The 19,858-nt window shown below is 67.0% G+C and carries 18 protein-coding genes; 10 read left to right on the top strand and 8 right to left on the bottom strand.

What is annotated here, in order from left to right:
• Positions 1 to 66: 66 nt before the first annotated feature.
• From hemE to hemQ, 3 genes are read left to right on the top strand one after another with little or no spacing between them, the layout of a single operon-like run.
• Positions 67 to 1,110: a uroporphyrinogen decarboxylase gene (hemE, locus tag IHE57_RS08760; RefSeq protein WP_209372493.1), complete on the top strand. Its 1,044-nt coding sequence runs from the start codon at positions 67 to 69 to the stop codon at positions 1,108 to 1,110.
• A gap of 4 nt (positions 1,111 to 1,114) precedes the next feature.
• Positions 1,115 to 2,641, top strand: coding sequence for a protoporphyrinogen oxidase (gene hemG, locus IHE57_RS08755; RefSeq protein ID WP_209372491.1), 1,527 nt, complete (start codon positions 1,115 to 1,117; stop codon positions 2,639 to 2,641).
• Complete coding sequence (gene hemQ, locus IHE57_RS08750) at positions 2,638 to 3,348, top strand: hydrogen peroxide-dependent heme synthase (RefSeq protein WP_209372489.1); 711 nt, start codon at positions 2,638 to 2,640, stop codon at positions 3,346 to 3,348. Before hemG ends, hemQ begins: the two co-directional genes overlap by 4 nt.
• Before the next feature lie 78 nt (positions 3,349 to 3,426).
• Here hemQ and IHE57_RS08745 read toward each other — a convergent pair whose 3' ends face one another.
• Positions 3,427 to 3,678, bottom strand: coding sequence for a hypothetical protein (locus tag IHE57_RS08745; protein ID WP_209324727.1), 252 nt, complete (start codon positions 3,676 to 3,678; stop codon positions 3,427 to 3,429).
• 126 nt (positions 3,679 to 3,804) lie between these two features.
• Here IHE57_RS08745 and IHE57_RS08740 point away from each other — a divergent pair, with 126 nt between their 5' ends.
• Positions 3,805 to 4,287: a MarR family winged helix-turn-helix transcriptional regulator gene (locus tag IHE57_RS08740; protein WP_209372487.1), complete on the top strand. Its 483-nt coding sequence runs from the start codon at positions 3,805 to 3,807 to the stop codon at positions 4,285 to 4,287.
• Between the two features lie 27 nt (positions 4,288 to 4,314).
• Here IHE57_RS08740 and IHE57_RS08735 read toward each other — a convergent pair whose 3' ends face one another.
• Together IHE57_RS08735 and msrB are read right to left on the bottom strand one after the other, a co-directional pair.
• On the bottom strand, positions 4,315 to 4,839 hold the full coding sequence (locus IHE57_RS08735) for a GNAT family N-acetyltransferase (RefSeq protein ID WP_209372485.1): 525 nt from the start codon (positions 4,837 to 4,839) through the stop codon (positions 4,315 to 4,317).
• Entirely contained in the window at positions 4,826 to 5,302 is a 477-nt protein-coding gene (gene msrB, locus IHE57_RS08730) for a peptide-methionine (R)-S-oxide reductase MsrB (protein ID WP_209372483.1), read from the bottom strand. The genes IHE57_RS08735 and msrB overlap by 14 nt, the downstream gene beginning before the upstream one ends.
• A gap of 136 nt (positions 5,303 to 5,438) precedes the next feature.
• On the opposite strand from msrB, the gene IHE57_RS08725 reads away from it, so the two are divergent.
• Positions 5,439 to 6,638, top strand: a complete 1,200-nt coding sequence (locus IHE57_RS08725; RefSeq protein ID WP_209324731.1) for an alpha/beta hydrolase family protein — start codon at positions 5,439 to 5,441, stop codon at positions 6,636 to 6,638.
• A 21-nt stretch (positions 6,639 to 6,659) separates the two neighbouring features.
• Here IHE57_RS08725 and IHE57_RS08720 read toward each other — a convergent pair whose 3' ends face one another.
• Both IHE57_RS08720 and IHE57_RS08715 read right to left on the bottom strand, forming a co-directional pair.
• Positions 6,660 to 9,326 (bottom strand): penicillin acylase family protein, encoded by a 2,667-nt coding sequence (locus tag IHE57_RS08720; protein WP_209372481.1) that lies wholly within the window; start codon positions 9,324 to 9,326, stop codon positions 6,660 to 6,662.
• Positions 9,327 to 9,404: 78 nt separating this feature from the next.
• A complete protein-coding gene (locus IHE57_RS08715) occupies positions 9,405 to 10,280 on the bottom strand; it encodes a DUF817 domain-containing protein (protein ID WP_209372479.1) in 876 nt (291 codons plus the stop codon).
• Positions 10,281 to 10,389: 109 nt separating this feature from the next.
• On the opposite strand from IHE57_RS08715, the gene IHE57_RS08710 reads away from it, so the two are divergent.
• A complete protein-coding gene (locus IHE57_RS08710; protein WP_209372477.1) occupies positions 10,390 to 11,058 on the top strand; it encodes an NAD(P)-dependent oxidoreductase in 669 nt (222 codons plus the stop codon).
• Between the two features lie 26 nt (positions 11,059 to 11,084).
• On the opposite strand, the gene IHE57_RS08705 is transcribed toward IHE57_RS08710, so the two are convergent.
• Both IHE57_RS08705 and IHE57_RS08700 read right to left on the bottom strand, forming a co-directional pair.
• Complete coding sequence (locus IHE57_RS08705; protein WP_209372475.1) at positions 11,085 to 11,684, bottom strand: dihydrofolate reductase family protein; 600 nt, start codon at positions 11,682 to 11,684, stop codon at positions 11,085 to 11,087.
• A gap of 7 nt (positions 11,685 to 11,691) precedes the next feature.
• The gene (locus tag IHE57_RS08700) at positions 11,692 to 12,546 is read right to left on the bottom strand and encodes a L,D-transpeptidase family protein (protein ID WP_209372473.1); all 855 of its coding nucleotides are present in this window, start codon (positions 12,544 to 12,546) and stop codon (positions 11,692 to 11,694) included.
• 60 nt (positions 12,547 to 12,606) lie between these two features.
• Here IHE57_RS08700 and IHE57_RS08695 point away from each other — a divergent pair, with 60 nt between their 5' ends.
• The 4 genes from IHE57_RS08695 (at position 12,607) to IHE57_RS08680 (ending at position 17,436) form a co-directional block, all read left to right on the top strand.
• On the top strand, positions 12,607 to 13,881 hold the full coding sequence (locus IHE57_RS08695; RefSeq protein ID WP_209372471.1) for a DUF6636 domain-containing protein: 1,275 nt from the start codon (positions 12,607 to 12,609) through the stop codon (positions 13,879 to 13,881).
• A 202-nt stretch (positions 13,882 to 14,083) separates the two neighbouring features.
• A complete protein-coding gene (leuA, locus tag IHE57_RS08690) occupies positions 14,084 to 15,856 on the top strand; it encodes a 2-isopropylmalate synthase (protein WP_209324738.1) in 1,773 nt (590 codons plus the stop codon).
• Between the two features lie 78 nt (positions 15,857 to 15,934).
• The gene (recO, locus tag IHE57_RS08685) at positions 15,935 to 16,663 is read left to right on the top strand and encodes a DNA repair protein RecO (protein ID WP_209324739.1); all 729 of its coding nucleotides are present in this window, start codon (positions 15,935 to 15,937) and stop codon (positions 16,661 to 16,663) included.
• Positions 16,660 to 17,436, top strand: a complete 777-nt coding sequence (locus tag IHE57_RS08680; protein WP_209372469.1) for an isoprenyl transferase — start codon at positions 16,660 to 16,662, stop codon at positions 17,434 to 17,436. Before recO ends, IHE57_RS08680 begins: the two co-directional genes overlap by 4 nt.
• A 323-nt stretch (positions 17,437 to 17,759) precedes the next feature.
• On the opposite strand, the gene IHE57_RS08675 is transcribed toward IHE57_RS08680, so the two are convergent.
• Complete coding sequence (locus IHE57_RS08675) at positions 17,760 to 19,568, bottom strand: DEAD/DEAH box helicase (protein ID WP_209372467.1); 1,809 nt, start codon at positions 19,566 to 19,568, stop codon at positions 17,760 to 17,762.
• Positions 19,569 to 19,858: the final 290 nt, after the last annotated feature.

The following is a 19,858-nucleotide window of genomic DNA, read 5'->3' as shown; positions in this document are numbered from 1 at the left end:
AAGACTCGGCGTCTTGAAACCGGAGTCCGGTGGGCATCGGCGGACGAAGAATGGGAGGATGGGGCCATGACATCACCCCTGTTGACCGCCCTGCGTTCGGAACCGGTGGAGCACACTCCCGTCTGGTTCATGCGGCAGGCCGGCCGCTCCCTGCCCGAGTACCGGAAGCTGCGTGAGGGCACTGCGATGCTCGACGCCTGCCGCGACCCCGAGCTCGTCTCCGAGATCACGCTCCAGCCCGTCCGCCGCCACGGCGTCGACGCCGCCATCTTCTTCTCCGATATCGTCGTCCCGCTCCAGGCCGCCGGGGTCGACGTCGAGATCGTGCCCGGCACCGGCCCCGTCATCGCCGAACCCGTGCGCAGCCGCGCCGACATCGACGCACTGCCCGAACTCGATGCCGCCGACATCCCCGATATCACCGAATCGATTCAGCGGATCACCGCCGAACTCGACGGGGCGACGCCGCTCATCGGATTCGCCGGAGCCCCCTTCACGCTGGCCAGCTACCTCATCGAAGGCGGTCCGAGCAAGAACCATGAGAAGACGAAGTCTCTCATGGCCTCCGATCCCGAGGCCTTCTCCACCCTGCTGGGCAAGCTCGCCCGCATCTCCACGACCTTCATCGATGTGCAGCTGCGGGCCGGCGCCGAGGCCTTCCAGCTCTTCGACTCCTGGGCCGGCTACCTCTCGCGTCAGGATTACGAGGACCATGTCCTCGAACACTCCACCGCGGTGTTCTCGGCCCTGGCCGGCCACGAGGTTCCCAGCATCCACTTCGGCGTGCAGACCGGTGAGCTGCTCGGCTCCATGTCGCGTGCGGGCTCGACCGCCGTCGGCGTCGACTTCCGAGTCGACCTCGCCGATGCCGCGACCCGGATCCAGCCCGGACAGGCTCTGCAGGGCAATCTCGATCCCGCGCTGCTCTTCGCCCCGTGGGAGGCGCTGGCCCCGCGCATCGAGGCCATCGTGGCCAAGGGGCTCGAACACGAGGGCGGTTTCGTTTTCAACCTCGGCCACGGAGTGCTGCCCGACACCGACCCCGAGGTGCCCGGTCGCATCGTCGACCTCGTGCACCGGGTCTCGGCCGAGATCCTCGGCCGCAGCTGATCCGATGAGCGAGATCACCGTCGTCGGGGGAGGCGTCTCCGGCCTCGTCGCCGCCTACCGCCTCTCCGCCGAACACCGGGTCACAGTGCTCGAGGCCCGAGGCCGCCCGGGCGGCTGCCTCAAGCAGACCACCCTCGACGGCGCCGTGCCCATCGGGGTCGACGCCGGTGCCGAGGCGAGCCTCAACCGGCGATCCGAGACCCGCAGCCTGGCCGCCGAGCTCGGCCTCGACACGGTGTTCCCCTCGACCGCGCACAGTTCGCAGGTGCTCAATCGGGGACAGCTGCACCGGATTCCGAAGGCCACGATCATGGGCGTTCCCGCTTCGGCCGCTGAGGTGGAGCCGCTCATCGGTGTCGACGCCGCACAGCGGCTGGCCGCCGAACGGATCACGCCCCCGATCGTCGGGGACGATGTCTCTCTCGGGGACTTCCTGGCCGCCCGCCTCGGCGATGCCATCGTCGACTCGCTCGTCGATCCGCTCCTCGGCGGGGTCTACGCGGGAAGGTGCCGGGACCTGTCCCTGGCCGAGACCGTCCCCGCGCTCCTGCCTGCGGCTGTCGAAGGCACCTCCGTGCTCGACCTCGCAGCCGATCTCCTCGCCGCGCGCCGAGCCCGCACCGCGGCAGCAGGGACCGGGTCATCAGGCGCGGCGGCCGAACCGGTGTTCATGAGCTTCGAAGGCGGGATCAACCGGCTCATCCCCGCCCTGTGCGAGGCGATCGAGTCCAACGGCGGGACGATCCGCCTCGGCGCCGGCGTCACCCGGATCCGCCGCAGCGGTCGGACCTGGACGGTCACCGGTGAGGGGATCGACGTCGAATCCGACGGGCTCGTGCTGGCGACTCCGGCGCATGTGACCGCCGGGCTCCTCGCCGATGCGGCCCCCGCGGCGGCGTCCCTGCTCGGGGACGTCCCCTACGCCACCACGGCCTTGGTCGCTGCGCTGATCGACCTCGACGGGGTCGAGCTGCAGGGTTCGGGGTTCCTCGTGCCCGCGACCGAAGACACCTTCATCAAGGCCTCGACGTTCGTGTCGAACAAATGGCCGTGGACGGCCGCGCACATTCCGGCGGGGACCGCTCTGGTGCGGATGAGCATCGGACGCTTCGGAGACGACCACGAAGGCTGGCCGAGCCTCTCCGACGAGGAGATCACCGATCGCGCCTTCGCCGACTGGCGCTCGATCACTGCACGTCCGACGGCACGCATTCTGGCCGCCGAGGTCCAGCGCTGGAACTCCGCCCTGCCGCAGTACCTGCCCGGCCACGCCTCGCGCATCGGCGAGGTCGATGCGCAGATTGCGGGCATCGAAGGACTCGAACTGGCCGGTTCGGCCTTCGAAGGGGTCGGGATCCCGGCCTGCATCTCCCGCGCCGAGGCGGCCGCCGGACGGCTGCGGGTGCCCGCCGGCCAGGAACACCCGCCCGCCCAGGCGCTGCTCGCCGATGGGGAGTCCGCCCTCGATGATCGAGGCACGCCGATAACAGACCGACAGAGAACGAAGAGATCACAGAAGGAGCAGGAATGAGCGACCACACTCAGCCCACCGAAGCCCAGATCGAGGCAGCGAACAAGCAGACGAGGTACATCGCCTATTCTGTCTACGCCTCGGCCGGTGAGCTCGGCGACGCCGACCGGACCGAACTCGCCGATGAACTGCTGACGGCCCTGGAACCGCTCAAGGAACAGGGACTCGTCGTCCGCGGCATCTACGACGTCTCCGCCCTGCGCGCCGACGCCGACGTGCTGTTCTGGTATCACGCACCCAGCATCGAGGTCGTGCAGGCCGCCTATTCGGTGATTCGCCGCAGCCTGCTCGGCGGGGTCCTCGAACCCATCTGGTCCGTCGTCGGCATCCATCGCCCGGCCGAGTTCAACAAGGCCCATCTGCCGGCGCTGCTGGTCGACGACGTACCGGGTGACTACATCTGCGTCTATCCGTTCGTGCGCTCCTACGACTGGTACCTCCTCGACCCGGCCGACCGCTCGAAGATGCTGCGTGACCACGGCATGGCCGCTGCCGACTACAAGGACGTCAAGGCGAACACGATCGCGTCCTTCGCTCTCGGCGACTACGAATGGCTGCTGGCCTTCGAGGCCCCCGAGCTGCACCGCATCGTCGATCTCATGCGCGATCTGCGCGGAGTCGAGGCGCGACTGCACGTGCGCGAGGAGATCCCGTTCTACACGGGTCCGCGCCGGGAACTCGTCGACATCATCTCCGACTGGAGGTGACCGGCTCCCTCAGGAGGTGACACAGATCAGCCGCCGCACCCATCTGGATGCGGCGGCTGATCTGTGTGCCGACAGGGGTCAGTCGGTCTTCTTCACCACATAGGAATGCCCATTGGCATCGGTGCGCATCTCCAGGCCCATGGCGGCGAGCTGCTCGTGGCGGAGGCTCTCGTCCTCGTAGTAGCCGCCGGGGCGGGAGTTGTCGACCTGGGCCGGGCCGACGATCTTGCGGAAGAAGCTGTTGAGCCAGCCGACGCCGCGCTGAGAATCGTGCTGTCGGCGCGGCTGCTGCTCGGAGGCGCCGGAGGGGGTCTGCGAGGAGGATGACATCTGAGGATCCTAACGAGAGGGCACCGCTCGGGCGGGTTGCCGGACTGATTTCGAAGACTCGTCCAGTGTACACTAATCATTAGTGCACGAACTGAATGCCGGTGCGACAGGAAGTAGGGACAGACGATGCGCGAAACCGACGATGCGGCGGAGCGGTTGAGCGATCCGTTGGCGCTCGAAAGCCAGATCTGCTTCGCTCTGGCCGTCGCCTCCCGCGGGGTGATCAGCGCCTACCGCTCGGTGCTCGAGCCGATCCACCTCACGCATCCGCAGTATCTCGTCATGCTCGCGCTCTGGCAGCACGAGAGGCTGACCGTGCGGGAGATCGCACAGCTGCTGCGGCTCGAACCCGCTACCGTCTCGCCGCTGATCAAGCGGCTCGAAGCGCTGGACTATGTGACGAAGACCCGCAGCGAACGCGATGAGCGGGTCGTCGAGGTCACGCTCACGGCCACCGGAGTCGAACTGCGCAGGACTGCCGAGGCCATTCCCGGGCAGATGATGGACAAGCTCGGCATGGACGTCGACGGGGTGCGCGAGCTGCACGCGGTCATGCAGCAGATCATCGCTTCCGTCGACGCCGCCGCCGCCGAGGCCGAGAACCGCTGAGAACTCAGCCGACACGGCGCTGAGAGCTCAGCCGCCCGGACGCTCCATCGGGGTGTGCTCGATACCGTCCTCGAAGAAGCGAGGGCCATTGGGCGCGAACCCGAACGAAGCGTAGAGGCCTTCGAGGTGAGACTGCGCGTTGAGGGTCAGAGGCTGACCCGCGAGGCGATCGACGATGTCTTCCAGCAGCCTGCGTCCCCACCCCTGGCCGCGAGCCTCGGGGTGGGTGGCGACCCGGCTGATGCTTCGGGCGCCCGGTCGCGCGGCCGGTCCGTCGGGGACGTCCGCGGGCAGGATGCGGGCATAGGCCCAGGGCCCGAGGTCCCGACCGAAATCGGCTCCATGGGTGTCGGCCATCGCCCGTGCCGGCCGCGGGTGGAACACATGCAGCGTCTCGGGCAGTGTGTCGACGCCGTCGAGATCGAGGAACAGGCACTCCTGCTCGACGACGAAGACCTGGGAGCGCAGCTGCATGATGCCGTAGAGCTCTTCCGGGCGGAGCTCGGCGAAGGACCGAACGAGCGGTTCGGCGCGCGCCTCAGCCCTGAGCATCGGCGGTGTCGAGTCTCAGAGAGATCGAGTTGATGCAGTAGCGCTGATCGGTGGGCGTGTCATAGCCCTCGCCCTCGAACACGTGCCCCATATGGGAGTCGCAGTTCGCGCACCGGACCTCGATGCGCTCCATGCCCATGGAGGTGTCTCGGATGTAGCGGACGCGGTCCTCGGCGAGGGGCGCGTAGAACGACGGCCATCCGCAGTGGGAGGCGAACTTCGTATCCGAGGGGAAGAGGTCGGCGCCGCAGGCCCGACACTGGTACATGCCCGTCGCGGTCTCGTTGTTGTACTCGCCGGTGAAGGGCCGTTCGGTCGCACCCTGGCGCAGCACCGCGTACTCCTCGGCGGTGAGCACGTCCTGCCAGCGGATCTCCGTCCCGGTCGAATCAGTGCGACCGGCTTCCGCGGCTGCGGCTTCGCCTCCGTTTCCGTGGGTGGGAGCGTTCGGGTTGTGCGTCATGGTGACCTCCGGTGTGCGTTGACATCTGTCGGGTGCGGGCGCGAGTCCGCGCGCGGATTCCGTCATCCCTCTGATGCGCACAACAGCGTTTGGCTCCTGCTCATTCCTTAGGCAACAATGAACACAGGAGGTTTTCATGGTCCGCGAGACGAAATTCCCTGCCCGTCTGCTGGTGGCCGCTGTGGGCGTCGGTGCCGGGCTCGGCGCGTTGATCTCGGTGGCGTCCTCGGGATTGGCCGCCTACTTCGCCCGGCGGATAGTGGTCCCGGAGAATGCGCCCGAGGAACTCGACATTCTGCACATCGACGGCTTTCCGCCGAATATGCGCATCCATCTGCCTGCCGATGAAGAGACGACGGTGCCCGGCATCTACGGCCTCTACTTCAACCAGGGGGCGGGCCATGCGGTGATCGGAGACATCGTCGAGTACGATCCGCGATCGCGCACGGTCTCCCGCGAGATCCGCTCCGTCACACGCGGAGACATCCGCCGGGCCTGGAGCGGTCGCTGGACCGGTGTGGTCTTCCCCGACCCGTTGGCTGCCGGAGTGAACTTCGACGACATCGAGATCCTCTCCGACGGCGGTGCCCTGCCCGCCTGGCTGCTGCCCACCGACCATCCCGAACCCCATGACACATGGGCGATCCTCATCCACGGTCGTGCGAGCACGCGGGCCGAAGGTCTGCGCGCGGCCCCTGTGCTCAACGCCCTGGGCGTGCCTGCGATCGCCATGTCCTATCGCAACGACGCCGAGGTGCGGGTCGAGACCAACTCCCGCTACGGGCTCGGGGACACCGAATGGATCGATGTCGATGCCGCCATCGACTACGCCGTGTCCCAGGGAGCGAAGAACGTCGTCCTCTTCGGCTGGTCCATGGGCGGGGCCATCGCCCTGCAGGCCGCCTCACGCGGCCGCAACCGTCGCCATGTCACCTCCCTCGTCCTCGACGGGCCCGTCGTCGACTGGGTGGACGTGCTCGACGGGCAGGCGAAGAAGAACCTGCTGCCGACCCCGATCGCCAAGCTCACTCTGGAGATGATCACCCAGCCGTGGGCGCGTCCGATCACCGGTCTGCAGACCCCGCTCGATCTCGATCGCATGGATTGGGTGACGCGGGCGGCCGAACTCGACGTTCCCGTGCTGCTCATCCACTCCGATGACGACGAGTTCGTGCCCTCCGGTCCCTCGCGGGCCCTGGCCTCGGTCCGACGGGACCTCGTGACCATGCCCGAATACGGCAAGGCACGCCACACGAAGGAGTGGAACGTCGACCCCGTGCGCTGGGAAGACGATGTCGCGAACTTCCTCGAAGCGAAGATCCTGCCGAAGCCCTGACCGACGAAGCCCTGACCAGCATCAGGGCTCGAGCGTGAGCGTCTCCTCCGCCGCAGCCGCCACGGCCTGCCGGGAGTACGGCCAGGGGCGGTTGACGTTCGACGCCCAATCGTCCGTCTGATCGTCGTAGTGGGTGTGGAAGGCATGCCCCGAGGCGCCTGTGAGGTTGATCCAATTCGAGGCGTCGAAGTCAGACAGGTCGACGGTCTGCCGCATCGAGGGCACCCAGTTGGTCTCGTAGCCGGCCGAGGCGTCCCAGCCGGTGGCGTGAACGACCCCGGACCCTCCGGAGACTTCGTAGGGGCCGCGGTTGAACAGCTTCTCGATCGGGGTGATACCGGATTCGCCGAGGCTGGCGTTGCGGATCGTCAGCCTGTGCAGGATTCCCCACCGCCAGGTCACGGGTTCGGGGCCGAGCAGGTCCTCTGTCGTCGCCCACGCCGTCGACATCGCTCTGCGGAGCGCTTCGTCACGGCCATCGACGTCCTCGCCGGTCCACCACGATGAGTCCGGGTCCTCGAGGAGGTCGGAGAGCACGAGGTACCAGCGTGAGCCGCCGGTCGGCTCCACGCCCTCGGGCAGCTTCGGAGCGATCACCTGGTCGAGCAGGGTCTTGGTGAGCACGTTGAAATAGGCGGCTCCGGCGCTGCTCGCGGCGTCGTGACCGTCCCACTCGGAGAGCATCTCCTGCGCCCGCGCGATATCGGGGTCGTCCCCGCCGTCGATCTTCAGCGCAGCGGGCACGAGCTTCGCGGCGAAGGGGTTGAGGTCATCGCCCTGGATGGCGGACATGTCCTTGGGAGTGAGCTTCCTGCCCTCACCCACCGCATCCTTGATGCGTTTGGTGATCCGTCTGGCCCGGTCACCGTAGTCGAAGTCATTGCTCAGCTGCACGGCTTCGCCGGGAGCGGCGACGGGGTTGTTCGCGGTCACGATCCAGCCGCGCTCGGGGTTGTACAGGCTCGGCAGCTCGTCGAAGTCGATCCAGCCCTGCCAGTCCTCGTCGGATCTCCATCCTCGGCGCGGCAGTGTTCCATCGGCTTCCCCGCGGCGGGGGATCGTCCCCGGCGCCTGGTAGCCGATATTGCCGGCGACGTCGGCGTAGATGAGGTTCTGCGAGGGGACGTCGAACATGGAGGCCGCGTGGCGGAACTCCTTCCAGTTCGTGGACTTGTTGATCGCGAAGATCGCCGAGGCGGTGGTGCCCGGACGCAGAGCGGTCCAGTCGAGGGCGATGCCGTAGTGCTCATCGGCGGGCCCGGACTTCGGATCCTCGGTGTCCGCGCCCGTGGAGGCATCGAGGACTTCGCGGTAGGAGCCCTCGAGCCTCGAGACCAGAGGACCGTTCCGCGTGGAGCGGATGGTGATCTCACGGGGGTCCTCGTTCGCGACCTTCACCGTCTCCTTGCGCGTTCGGACGGGTTCGTCACCGTCGTCGTGGACGACCTTCCCGTCGCGGATCCTCTCCACCACCAGGTCGGTGACATCGGCGCCGAGATTCGTCAGCCCCCAGGCGATCGACTGGTTGTGGCCGATGACGATGCCCGGCAGCCCGGAGAACGAGAAGCCGGTGACATCGAACGGGCACTCCTCGGTGACCTTCTTGCAGCGCAGTCCGACCTGATACCAGACCGAGGGCATCGTCGGCGACAGATGCGGGTCATTGGCCAGAAGCGGCGAACCGGTGCTCGTGTGCTCGCCGGAGATCACCCACGAATTCGACCCGATGTCGTCGCTGCTCATGCCCAGCAGCTGGGGGAGCGACGCGACCGTCGACTTGAGGTCGACGAGGCTGTCGGCCTGGCTCGGGACATCGGTGACCGTGCCACCCGCCTGTGCCTCCTCGCCTGCGGCCTCCTCATCGCCTTTCTCCTCGTCGCCCCTGCCGCTGCGCGTCTGCGGGGCCGAAGCACCGGCGATGCCGCCGAGGATCGTCGGGCGCGTGGCATAGGGGTATTCCGGGAAGAGGTCAGCGACCTGCTGCTCGTCGAGTTCGGAGGTCAGCAGTGCGCGGTCGATCTCGTCCTCGAGGTTCGACCGCAGGTCCCAGGCCATGGCCTTGAGCCAGGCGACGCTGTCGGCCGGTGTCCACTTCTCGATCTCGACCGAGCCGGCTTGGAGACCGAGGACGCCGTACTCGAGTGACACCTCTGTGGGGGATTTGTCCGCCAGGTAGGCGTTCACGCCGTCGGCATAGGCCTGATAGTAGCCCAGGCTCGTCTCGTCGAGCCTCTTCACCTCCTCCTCGGCGACCTTCCTCCACCCGAGCGTGCGGATGAAGGTGTCGGTGCCGAGCTGGGATTCGCCGAACAGCTCGGACAGTCGGCCGGAGGTGACATGACGTCGGAAGTCCATCTCCCAGAACCGGTCCTGAGCATGGACGAAGCCCTGGGCGAGGAACAGGTCATGGGCGGTCTCGGCCTCGATGGTGGGAACACCCGACTCGTCGCGGTGGACGGTGACCGGGGCGTCGAGACCGGGCAGCGAGATCTCGCCGTCGGTGGTGGGAAACGACCTGCGGACGATGAAGACGCCGATGAGAGTGAGGACGAGGGCGAGAGCGAGGACTCCGGCCAATACACGCAGGAGTATGCGTGCGCTCACGGACAGGTGAGAGCCGCTCGACGGGCGGAACACCTTGAGCAATGCGCTCGATTCTTTCTCATCCTGCGCATCGGGTGCCGCCATGAGTCTCCTTCGGCCGTCCAAAATCCTTCAGCTCACAGTATCAGTGTCGACCCCTGTGACCGGGGGTTTCCGCCGTTTTCACATCGGTGTCGGCGGCGGTTCCAGGCGACCGTGCTCCGGGGGCCGGGGGCGATGGACGAAGGTGACGAGGACGACGGAGATCATCATCAGCAGGAACCAGGCCACGAGCTTCGTCAGCGGCACCGGGTGCCAGCCGTCGTCCTGGCTGGGATAGAGCCAGGCGCCTGCGGCGGTGCCGATGTTCTCGGCCAGCCAGATGAAGAAGGCCACGAGGACGAAGGCGAAGAGCACAGGCATGCGCAGAGTCCTCCTGTGCACGCTGAAATGCATCCGGCAGCGGAAGAAGACGAGCACGGTGACGGCCACGAGCGGCAGACGCAGGTCGAGGACGAAATGGTGGGTGAAGAAGTTGACGTAGATGGCGGCTGCGATGACCGCCGTCAGCCACCTCGGCGGATAATGCGTGAAGCGGAGGTCGAAGAGGCGATGGACGCGGACGAGGTACGAGCCGACCGCGGCGTACATGAATCCGGTGAACAGGGGCACGGCGCCGATGTGGAGCCAGCCTCCGGGAGCGTAGTTCCACGAACCGACCGCGGTCTTGAAGATCTCCATGCCCGTGCCCACGATATGGAAGACGATGATGACGATGAGCTCACGGCCGGTCTCGAGACGGGCGGCGAGCATGCCGATCTGGATGAGGACGGCGAGGACGACGAGCAGATCGTTGCGTGCCAGCCAGGCGTCGTCAGGATGGAACCAGGCGGTGAGGACGATGGCAGCGAGCATGAGGGCACCGAACAGGCACGCCCACGCCTGCTTGATTCCGAAGGCGAGGAATTCCTGCACGCCGGCGGGTACGCGGGGGAGGACGCGATCGGCGACGCCGTCGAGCACGGCTTCCAAACGGGTGAGTTCGCTGCGATCGGTCATGCGCTCCTTCGGCTCGCAGGGGTGCTGAGGTCGACTCTAGCGTGTGACTCGCGAGCGCCGACGGCAGACGGCCGGTGCACACACCCGGCCTCGGACCTAGACTCGACACATGCATATACTCCTCTTCGGCGCCTCCGGCCATGTCGGAACGGGGCTGGCACGGCGGCTGGGCCGCGACCATCGCATCACCGGAATCGTGCGCAGGCCGCCCGAACCCGAGACCCCTTACACACCCGTGGTGGTGCCTGACTGGGTGGACGAACCCGAGCAGGTCCTCACGGCGCTCGCCGCCGCTGACCTCGATCAGGTCGACGCCGTCATCGCCGCCATCGGCGGGTGGTTCATCGACGAACCGGTGCTCGAGCGCGGACTGTCGAAGTTCGACGAGGACTACGCGGACTACCTGCGTGGACACTTCACCGCCTGCACGGTCTCCGAGCGCCTGGCCCAGACCGGTCCACGTGCCCAGTCAGGCTCGCGCCCGCTGGTCCATCTGGCCCTCAACGGCGTCGCCAGCGTCGAGGCGCTGTCCGGGTCCGGGGCGATCAGCGTGTTCGGGGCGGCGCAGAATATGCTCATTCGTGTCGCGGCCGCGGAATCGACGACGGCCGACTTCCATGAGCTGCGGATCATGGCACCCGTCGGCGGCGACGATCGCAATGACCTCAGCGGAGGAGTGGAGACGATCGCCCTCGACGAGGTGGCCGCAGCGGTGGAATCGATCGTCCGCTCACCCGACCGCTTCGAAGTGTGCACGGCTATCGGCGCGAACGACTGAGATCAGACGAGTGCCGAGACCGCGGATCAGCGCCCGGTCTCGGCTCGGTTCTGCGGCGGACGGGCCTTGCGGTAGCGGAGGAAGACCTGATCGTCCTCGGCGCGCACGTCGAGGAGGTCGAGCTCGATCTCCGTCTGCAGCCGGGAGAAGTGGCTCGTGGCCGTGTGGATGTAACGCGGGCTGATGCTCAGCTGCAGTTCGGCCGCGGGATAGCACTCGAGCAGCCGGAACGCGAGATGGGGGCCGGATTCGCAGACGATGTTCTCCTCACCGTCCGCCTCATCGGTGCGCGTGTCCAAGGAGGAGATCACCTCGGCGACGGTGTCCGGGGCGAACTGCCGGGCACGGTAGTCGACGCCGAGCTCAGCCAGCTGCCGGGAGAGCGGGAGGGGATCGGATTCGGTGAGCACATGCACGGGCGTGTGCTCGAGCGCCTTGCCAGGGGCATTGATGACGGGCAGCTGCGGATTGAGTGCGGTGCGGCGGTCGATGACGAGGGCTGCGGCACGGCGGCGCAGAGCGACGAAGTGCCGGAAGTCAGTGTCGGTCGAGACCCCGGTGGACCAGCCGTCCTGGGCGAAGGAGCCGTTGATCGACTGCACGAGGGAGATGACGAGACGACGCAATGGGGCATCACTCCTTCAGTTCGGATTGCGGACCCATCGCGATGCGCGGGTGGGCATCGGGGTCGATGGTGCGCAGGATCCACTTGAGATCGGACTCCTCGAGCGTCACACAGCCGTTGGTGCCCGAATCATGGTCGAGATGGAGCCAGATGCCGCCGCCCTTGTCCCAGCCCATCGGGCGGGTCCTGTCGGTGGGCGGTGTCCCCGGCTGCCGGTTGTAGTCGATGGCGATGATGTAGTCGAACACCGACTCGTAGTCGGCACCGTAGGCCACCGTCGCCGAGGAGGGCAGACGGTCGTCCTGAGTGTAGGGCAGCTCGGTGCCCGGATCGGGCTTGAAGCCGCCCGCGTCGCTGAGCGTGAAGACGCCGATGGGTGTCGTCCTGTCTCCTTCGTGTCGGTCCTTGAGCCACCCATTGCTGCCGTTGTGGGTGGAGAAGGTCTTCAGCTTCGTCCACTCCTCGTCCGCGAACTGATAGAAGCTCAGCGTCGACTCCTCGGATTCCGCATCGGGCGAGGTGGCGACGAGGACCTGTGAGGTCTCCTCCGGGATCTGCTCCGCGTACTCTTTCGCGAGCCCCGGAACCGGGACGGAGTGGGCCGGTCCCGCCGGTTCGGCGCTCGCCTCCGCAGGGGAGCCGTCACCGCCCGAGTCCGAGCCGTTCTGGGATCCGCTCGGCGAGGCTTGGGCCGGGGCGGCGACATCACCGATGCGCGTCTGCTGTGCGGGTGCGGCCAGGCTCGTGGAGTCGGCGCGGGCGGACTCATCGCCGCCGCCGGCATCGGTGCCACAGGCGGTCAGCGTCAGAGCGAGGACGACGAGCACGGGCAGGCCGGCGCGCCGGTGGACACCACTGGACATGAGGTCATCATCTCACGAAGCTTGAGAATTCCCGGGCAGCGACTATGCGAAAATGACTCCATGAGCATTCCACCTGTGCCGAACCATCCTCCGCGCCCCGGGCGCCGGAAGCCGGCCGAGGAGTCTCCGGAGTCGATCACAACCCAGTTGTTCATCGGCCAGGACGAATCCGCGGCCGCAGATGGCTCCACTCAAGCACTCACCCCCGAAGAGCTCCAGCGGCTGCGGTCGATGGTCGACTCCGACGGCACCGAGGCCACCGAGGTCCTCAGCCTCGAGGAGCTGCGAGAGCTGGCGGCGGCCGAAGGCCATGAGACAGGCGGTCTGCCGGCCGCGCCGCGGAAGGCGAACTCCGATGACATCGCGGCGGCCGAGGCCGCTTCGGAGCCCAAGCAGTGGAACCCGATGGGCGCCTCGGAGCAGGGCGCGGCAGATTCCGCCGAACCGCATCCGCACCAGGGCCAGTGGGGACCGGAATTCGGAGCCGCCGGGCAGACGGCGGCGACCGCATCGCCCCACTCCGGCCCGATGCAGTCACCGGCTGGGCCTGGAGCTCCCGGGCCGGCCCAGTCCCCGGCTCGTGCGCAGCAGTCCGCGGCCGGACCCCAGCAGAGCCCGGCGGCTCCGGCCCGCCCCGAGGCGGCTCCGACCGGATACGGCTATGCCGCGGCCTACGCCGCCCCCGCAGGTGCGGCGAGCTACGGGCCCGGCGGACCGGGAGGGCCCTCCGGCCCCGGAGGGCCGGGAGGACCCGGGGGACCGGGAGGTCCGGGAGAACCCCACCGTCGGCAGCCCGAGACGAAGAAGGTCCCGCCATGGCTGTGGGTCCTCGCCGTCCTCGCTCTCGTACTCGCCCTCGGCATCGTCGGCTACATCGTCTGGGACTCCACCCAGGGCACCGATGAGACGGCGTCGGCACCAGGTCAGCCCTCCATCGGCCAGACCGATGATCCTGAGCCGTCGCCGTCTGAGAGTTCCGGACCGCCCGTGGCAGAGGAGGCCTTCACCTCGCCGTCGGGCAACATCTCGTGCACGATCGACTCCGAACGCGCCCGCTGCGTGATCAAGGACTACGACTACTCGCCGCCGGAGAAGCCGGAGGACTGCCGACTCGACGACTGGGGCGCCGTCGTGGTGGCCAATGAGGAAGGCGCAGGGTTCTCCTGCGTCGAAGCCCCCGAGGCGGACGGCCCCGCCCGAGTGCTCGGGTACGGCGACTCGATCTCCGCAGCCGGAATGACCTGCACCTCCGCGAAAAACGGCATCACCTGCAAATCCGATGACTCGGGAGTCGGATTCAACGTCCGTCGGGCCTCGGTCGACTTCCTCAAGTGAGGGAGCACGGCCAGCCCGCGGCCGCCTCGGCGATCTTATGATGTGGACGGATGTGGGACAGGCGGAGGCAACCGGTCTACGGTGAAGACGTGGCACACAGGTTCCTCCTCCTTCCTTGCCGCGACGAGTCCTGAACGGACAGCACACTCGTCGCGGAGTCTTCCTATGCTGGTCAAGCGTACGAACTGAAGATAGAGGAACAATGAAACTGCAGAAGCCTTCTCCCATGCCGTTCGGCAAGTACAAGTCCTTCCAGGAGCGCATCGACCTCGACATGCGCGACCGCACCTGGCCGGATCAGACGATCCGCAAGGCTCCCCGTTGGCTGAGCACCGATCTGCGCGACGGCAACCAGGCCCTCATCGATCCGATGACCCCCGACCGCAAGCGCAAGATGTTCGATCTGCTCGTGCGGCTCGGATTCAAAGAGATCGAGGTCGGATTCCCCGCCGCCAGCCAGGTCGACTTCGACTTCGTCCGCGAGATCATCGAACAGGATGCGATCCCCGACGATGTGCGCATCTCCGTGCTCACCCAGGCCCGTGAGGACCTCATCGAACGCACCGTCGAATCCCTCGTCGGAGCCAAGAAACCCACCGTCCATCTCTACAATGCGACCGCGCCCGTCTTCCGCAAGATCGTCTTCGGCTTCGACGGCGACGGCTTCGACCAGACTCGTGACATCGCCCTGCAGGGCACGCAGGCGGTGATGAAGCACGCGGAGACGCTGCTGTCCGATGCCGAGTTCGGCTACCAGTACTCGCCGGAGATCTTCGTCGACACCGAGCCCGAGTTCGCCCTCGACATCGTCGGATCAGTCCTCGACATGTGGCAGCCGGCCGCCGGACGCGAAACCGTCGTCAACCTGCCCGCCACCGTCGAACGCGGCACCCCGAACACCTATGCGGATCAGATCGAATGGTTCTGCCGCAACATCCCCTACCGTGACGAGGTGGCCGTCTCCTTGCACCCGCACAACGACCGGGGCACCGGGGTCGCCGCCGCCGAGCTCGGCATGATGGCCGGTGCCGACCGCATCGAAGGCTGCCTGTTCGGCAACGGAGAGCGCACCGGCAACCTCGATCTGGTCACCGTCGCCCTCAACCTCTATACCCAGGGCGTGGACCCCGAACTCGACTTCTCCGACATCGACGAGGTCATCCACACCGTGACCGAGTGCAATCAGATCGGCGTCCACGAACGCCACCCCTACGGCGGCGACCTCGTGTTCACCTCGTTCTCCGGATCGCACCAGGATGCGATCAACAAGGCCTTCGCCGACCGTGAGAAGAAGGCGAACGCGCAGGGCACGCCCGTGGACCTGATGGAATGGGACATGCCCTACCTGCCCGTGGACCCGAAGGATCTCGGCCGGTCCTACGAGGCGATCATCCGCGTCAACTCCCAGTCCGGCAAGGGCGGAGTGACCTACCTGCTCAAGAGCGAGTACGGCCTCGATCTGCCGCGCCGCATGCAGGTCGAATTCTCCCGCGCCGTGCAACAGCATACTGAGGGCGGCGGTGAGGTCACCTCCGAGGAGATCCGCCGCATCTTCAACTACGAATACCTGCCCAGCGAGGACGCGGACAAGGCCTGGGGCCGGTTCCAGATCGTCGGTCTGCGCACGGAGTCCGGTTCCGTCGACGGCTCCGCTCCGTCCGAACGCGTCGAGGTCGACCTCATCGTCGACGGTCAGGAGCGCAGCTACGAAGGCCACGGCAAGGGCCCGATCGATGCGCTCGTGAAGATTCTCATCGACAACTTCGACGTCGATGTCCGCCTCCAGGACTACACCGAGCACGCCATCGGCTCGGGTGCCGACACCATGGCCGCCGCCTATGTCGAACTCGCGGTCGAGGACCGTGTCGTCTGGGGAGCGGGGCTGCACCCGAACATCACGAAGGCCTCGCTCAAAGCCGTGGTCTCGGCCGTCAACCGGGCGGCCCGGGATCGCGAGCAGCAGCGCCAGGCCTGAGCCGGCAGGGCTGATCTCACAGCAGTAGGAGAGCGCGGCGGGGATGATTCCCCGCCGCGCTTGAGCGATAATGGACGGGTGCACAACTATCGTGATGAAGGCATCGTGCTCTCGGGGCACAAGCTCGGCGAAGCCGACCGCATCGTCACCGTGCTCACGCGCAGCCACGGGCTCATCCGTGCGGTCGCCAAGGGGGTGCGCCGGACGAAATCGCGCTTCGGCTCCCGTCTCGAACCGTTCATGCTCGTCGACCTGCAGTGCCATGTCGGCCGCAGCCTCGACATCGTCACCCAGGTCGAACTCGTCGAGCCCTTCGCCCGCGGGATCGCCACGGACTACGATGTCTATTCGGCCGCCTCGGTGATGGCCGAGACCGCGGCCCGCATCACCGAGGTCGAACCGACCTCGCGCACCCAATTCCTCCTCCTCGTCTCCGCCATCCGGTCCCTGTGCAGACGAGAACACCCGCCGAGGCTGGCCCTCGACGCCTACCTGCTGCGGGCGATGTCCGTGGCCGGATGGGCCCCGAGTCTGCTCGACTGCGCGCAGTGCGGACGGCCCGGCCCGCACCGCGCCTTCTCAGCCGCGCTCGGCGGAGCAGTGTGCACCCAATGCCGGCCCTCCGGCGCGGCGCTGCCGGACACTGATGCACTCGAGCACATGGCCGCGCTTCTGTCAGGGGACTGGGAGAGTGCCGAAGCCTCGGACCTGCACGATCAGATGGACGGTTCGAAGCTCGTCTCGGACTGGGTGTCCTGGCACCTCGAACGCAATATCCGATCACTGAGAGTTCTGGAGAGCACATGAGCTATCCCGCACCACCGGCCCATCCGAGCGGAGCGAGGCCTCCGCGCATCGATGCGAAGTTCGTGCCTCGGCACGTCGCGATCGTCATGGACGGCAACGGTCGGTGGGCGAACCAGCGGGGGCTGCCGCGCACCGAGGGACACCGGGCCGGGGAGTCCTCTCTGCTCGACGTCATCCATGGCGCGATCGAAGTCGGCGTGGACTACCTGTCCGCCTATGCGTTCTCGACGGAGAACTGGAAGCGCTCACCCGAAGAGGTGCGCTTCCTCATGGGCTTCAACCGCGACGTCATCCGCCGTCGCCGCGACGAGCTCAACGCACTCGGTGTGCGCATCGTGTGGTCCGGTCGGCGCGGGCGTCTGTGGCGTTCCGTCATCGACGAACTCGAGACCGCGGCCGAGATGACGAAGCACAACACCGGCCTCGTCCTCCAATTCTGCGTCAACTACGGAGGCCGCTCCGAGATCATCGACGCGGTCAACGAGATCACCGCCGAGGTGGCCGCGGGCAGGCTCAGGGCCGGGAAGGTGAGCGAGAAGACACTGCGGTCGCGGCTCTACGCGCCCGGGGTGCCCGACGTCGACCTGTTCATGCGCTCGTCGGGGGAGCAGCGCACCTCGAACTTCCTGCTCTGGCAGTCCGCCTACGCCGAGATGGTGTTCCAGGACGTGCTGTGGCCCGATGTCGACCGGCGCACATTGTGGGCGGCAGTCGAGGAGTACGCTCGCCGCGACCGTCGCTTCGGCGGAGCCGTCGACACCCCTTCCGCCTGACGCGGCGGCAGGGATCACAGCCAGTGCCCACTATGCTGCGTTCCTTCCGAACCACATTTCGTACGTCACATCTGTCTGCGGACTGATGCCGGGGACGCGAAGTGATCGGCGGGTGCACCTTTTGTGGCTGACCGTGTACGAAATGTGAGTGCGCGGAGCGTTGGCGTTCTCCAGCGTGGGTGTCGGAGAGCAGCAGCCGCAAGACAGACTTACGACAAGGGCCCCGCAGCATCTCGCTGCGGGGCCCTCATCTGATTGTTCGCCTGATCGGTGTCACACCGTCCGCAAGGGGCCGGGGAAATCACGGCCGTGGCGCGGTCGGTTCAGTAGCGGTCGCGGGAGCGGTTTCCGCCGACCTTCTTCCCGCCTCGGCGGTCCGAGCGGAAGTTGCGGCCGTCACCGGGCTGCTTGTCGAAGTTGCGCTTCTTGAACGGGCGTCCGGGACGACCGGAATCCGGGCGGATGTCGATGGGGCGTCCCTGGATCTCGGTGTGGGAGAGCTTGCGCAGCACCGCCGGGTCGAGGTCCTTCGGCAGATCGACCAGCGTGTGGTTCGAGCGGATGTCGATGTGCCCGATCTGCTTCGATGTGATGCCGCCCTCGTTCGCGATCGCCCCGACCACTGCGCCCGGCTGCAGACGCTCATTGCGTCCCACGGCCAGACGGTAGGTCGTCATGTTCTCATCACGAGCACGTCCGCCGCGGCCCGGACGGCCGCCGTCACGGCCGCCGTCACGGCCGCCGTCGCGGTCACGGTCTCGTCCCTGACGACGTGCCGGTTCGGGCATCGGTTCGGCCTTGAGCGTGTTCGACTCGAGCACGAGGGAGGCCAGTGCCGCGGCGATGTTCGAGGCCGGCACATCACGGGAGAGCGAGTACTGCTCGATGACGTCGGTGAGTTCGGACAGTTCGGTCTGCGCGAGCACATCGTCGATGCGCTTCGTGAACTTGTCGACGCGAGTGTTCGTCAGCTCTTCGACGCTGGGCAGAGTCAGCGGTTCGACCTTCTGCTTCGTGGCGCGCTCGATCGAGCCGAGCATGCGCTGCTCGCGCGGAGTGACGAAGAGGATCGCCTCACCGGAGCGACCGGCACGACCGGTGCGGCCGATGCGGTGGACGTAGGACTCGGTGTCGTGTGGGATGTCGTAGTTGACGACGAGCGTGATGCGCTCGACGTCGAGACCGCGGGCGGCCACATCGGTGGCGACGAGGATGTCGATCTTCGCCTCACGCAGCATGTCGATCGTGCGCTCACGTGCCTGCTGCGGGATGTCGCCGTTGATCGCAGCGGTCTTGAACCCGCGGGCACGCAGCTTCTCGGCCAGCTCCTCGGTGGCCTGCTTGGTGCGCACGAACATGATGATGCCTTCGTACTCCTCGACCTCGAGGATGCGGGTCAGCGCATCGAGCTTGTGCGAGTGCTGAACCATGAAGTAGCGCTGGCGGATGTTCGCACCGGTCTGCGACTTCGCAGCGATCCGGACTTCCTTCGGGTCGTCCAGGTACTTGCCGGTGATCCGGTGGATCGAGGACGGCATGGTGGCCGAGAACAGTGCCACCTGACGGTCGGGACCGACCTGGCTGAAGATCTCCTCGATGTCTTCGGCGAAGCCCATCTTGAGCATCTCGTCGGCCTCATCGAGGATGAGGTGCTTGAGGCTGCCGAGCTTGAGCGATCCCTTCTTGAGGTGATCGATGACGCGACCGGGGGTGCCGACGACGACCTGCGCACCACGGCGCAGACCGGCCAGCTGCGGGCCGTAGGCCTGACCGCCGTAGATCGGGAGCACGGAGAAGTCGGACAGCTCCGTGGCGTAGGAGGTGAACGCCTCGGCGACCTGGATCGCGAGTTCGCGAGTCGGGGTGAGTACGAGAGCGAACGGGCCGTCGTCGGCGCGCCCCGCCTCGGCGAGGTCGGACAGAGCCGGCAGGGCGAAAGCCGCGGTCTTGCCGGTTCCGGTCTGGGCGAGACCGATGACGTCTCGGCCCGACAGAAGGGTCGGGATCGTCTCGGCCTGGATGGGGGTGGGGATCTCGTAGCCCTGCGCCTCTACGGCCTTGAGCACGAGCGGGTGGAGTCCCAGTTCGGAGAATCTCGGAGTGGTTTCGTCGGTTGCGGACACATCGGTCATGAGTGATCTCTCTCACGTCGGCACACACTTGATCGCAGATGACTGTAGTGGCGATCTACCCTGCGGCCGCTTGTGCAATCATCGTGAGCAATCCGGGCCGAAACCGCAGCTGTCCAAGAACTCGCTTGGAAGGACGCGAACACGTCCGTACGGAGAAAGGTTTGGGTGTAGTCCAAGTCTACACGCCGCACCCGCACCGAGGCGGCCTCGGAGGGGGAGTGCGGGTGTGAGATCAGTCGCCTCCGCGCCGAAGCTGCCGCGGCGTGCCCGGCCGGTGCTGAACGGTCCCG

It is taken from the genome of Brevibacterium renqingii, from assembly GCF_017808105.1.
Taxonomy (GTDB): Bacteria; Actinomycetota; Actinomycetes; order Actinomycetales; family Brevibacteriaceae; genus Brevibacterium; species Brevibacterium renqingii.
The sequence above is the reverse complement of the archived record's forward strand: the minus strand, read 5'-3'. Positions and strand labels throughout refer to the sequence as shown.

Coding starts and splice junctions, on each gene's coding strand:
- hemE (WP_209372493.1), top strand. CDS start 67: ATGACATCACCCCTGTTGACCGCCCTGCGTTCGGAACCGGTGGAGCAC.
- hemG (WP_209372491.1), top strand. CDS start 1,115: ATGAGCGAGATCACCGTCGTCGGGGGAGGCGTCTCCGGCCTCGTCGCC.
- hemQ (WP_209372489.1), top strand. CDS start 2,638: ATGAGCGACCACACTCAGCCCACCGAAGCCCAGATCGAGGCAGCGAAC.
- IHE57_RS08745 (WP_209324727.1), bottom strand. CDS start 3,678: ATGTCATCCTCCTCGCAGACCCCCTCCGGCGCCTCCGAGCAGCAGCCG.
- IHE57_RS08740 (WP_209372487.1), top strand. CDS start 3,805: ATGCGCGAAACCGACGATGCGGCGGAGCGGTTGAGCGATCCGTTGGCG.
- IHE57_RS08735 (WP_209372485.1), bottom strand. CDS start 4,839: ATGCTCAGGGCTGAGGCGCGCGCCGAACCGCTCGTTCGGTCCTTCGCC.
- msrB (WP_209372483.1), bottom strand. CDS start 5,302: ATGACGCACAACCCGAACGCTCCCACCCACGGAAACGGAGGCGAAGCC.
- IHE57_RS08725 (WP_209324731.1), top strand. CDS start 5,439: ATGGTCCGCGAGACGAAATTCCCTGCCCGTCTGCTGGTGGCCGCTGTG.
- IHE57_RS08720 (WP_209372481.1), bottom strand. CDS start 9,326: ATGGCGGCACCCGATGCGCAGGATGAGAAAGAATCGAGCGCATTGCTC.
- IHE57_RS08715 (WP_209372479.1), bottom strand. CDS start 10,280: ATGACCGATCGCAGCGAACTCACCCGTTTGGAAGCCGTGCTCGACGGC.
- IHE57_RS08710 (WP_209372477.1), top strand. CDS start 10,390: ATGCATATACTCCTCTTCGGCGCCTCCGGCCATGTCGGAACGGGGCTG.
- IHE57_RS08700 (WP_209372473.1), bottom strand. CDS start 12,546: ATGTCCAGTGGTGTCCACCGGCGCGCCGGCCTGCCCGTGCTCGTCGTC.
- IHE57_RS08695 (WP_209372471.1), top strand. CDS start 12,607: ATGAGCATTCCACCTGTGCCGAACCATCCTCCGCGCCCCGGGCGCCGG.
- leuA (WP_209324738.1), top strand. CDS start 14,084: ATGAAACTGCAGAAGCCTTCTCCCATGCCGTTCGGCAAGTACAAGTCC.
- IHE57_RS08680 (WP_209372469.1), top strand. CDS start 16,660: ATGAGCTATCCCGCACCACCGGCCCATCCGAGCGGAGCGAGGCCTCCG.
- IHE57_RS08675 (WP_209372467.1), bottom strand. CDS start 19,568: ATGACCGATGTGTCCGCAACCGACGAAACCACTCCGAGATTCTCCGAA.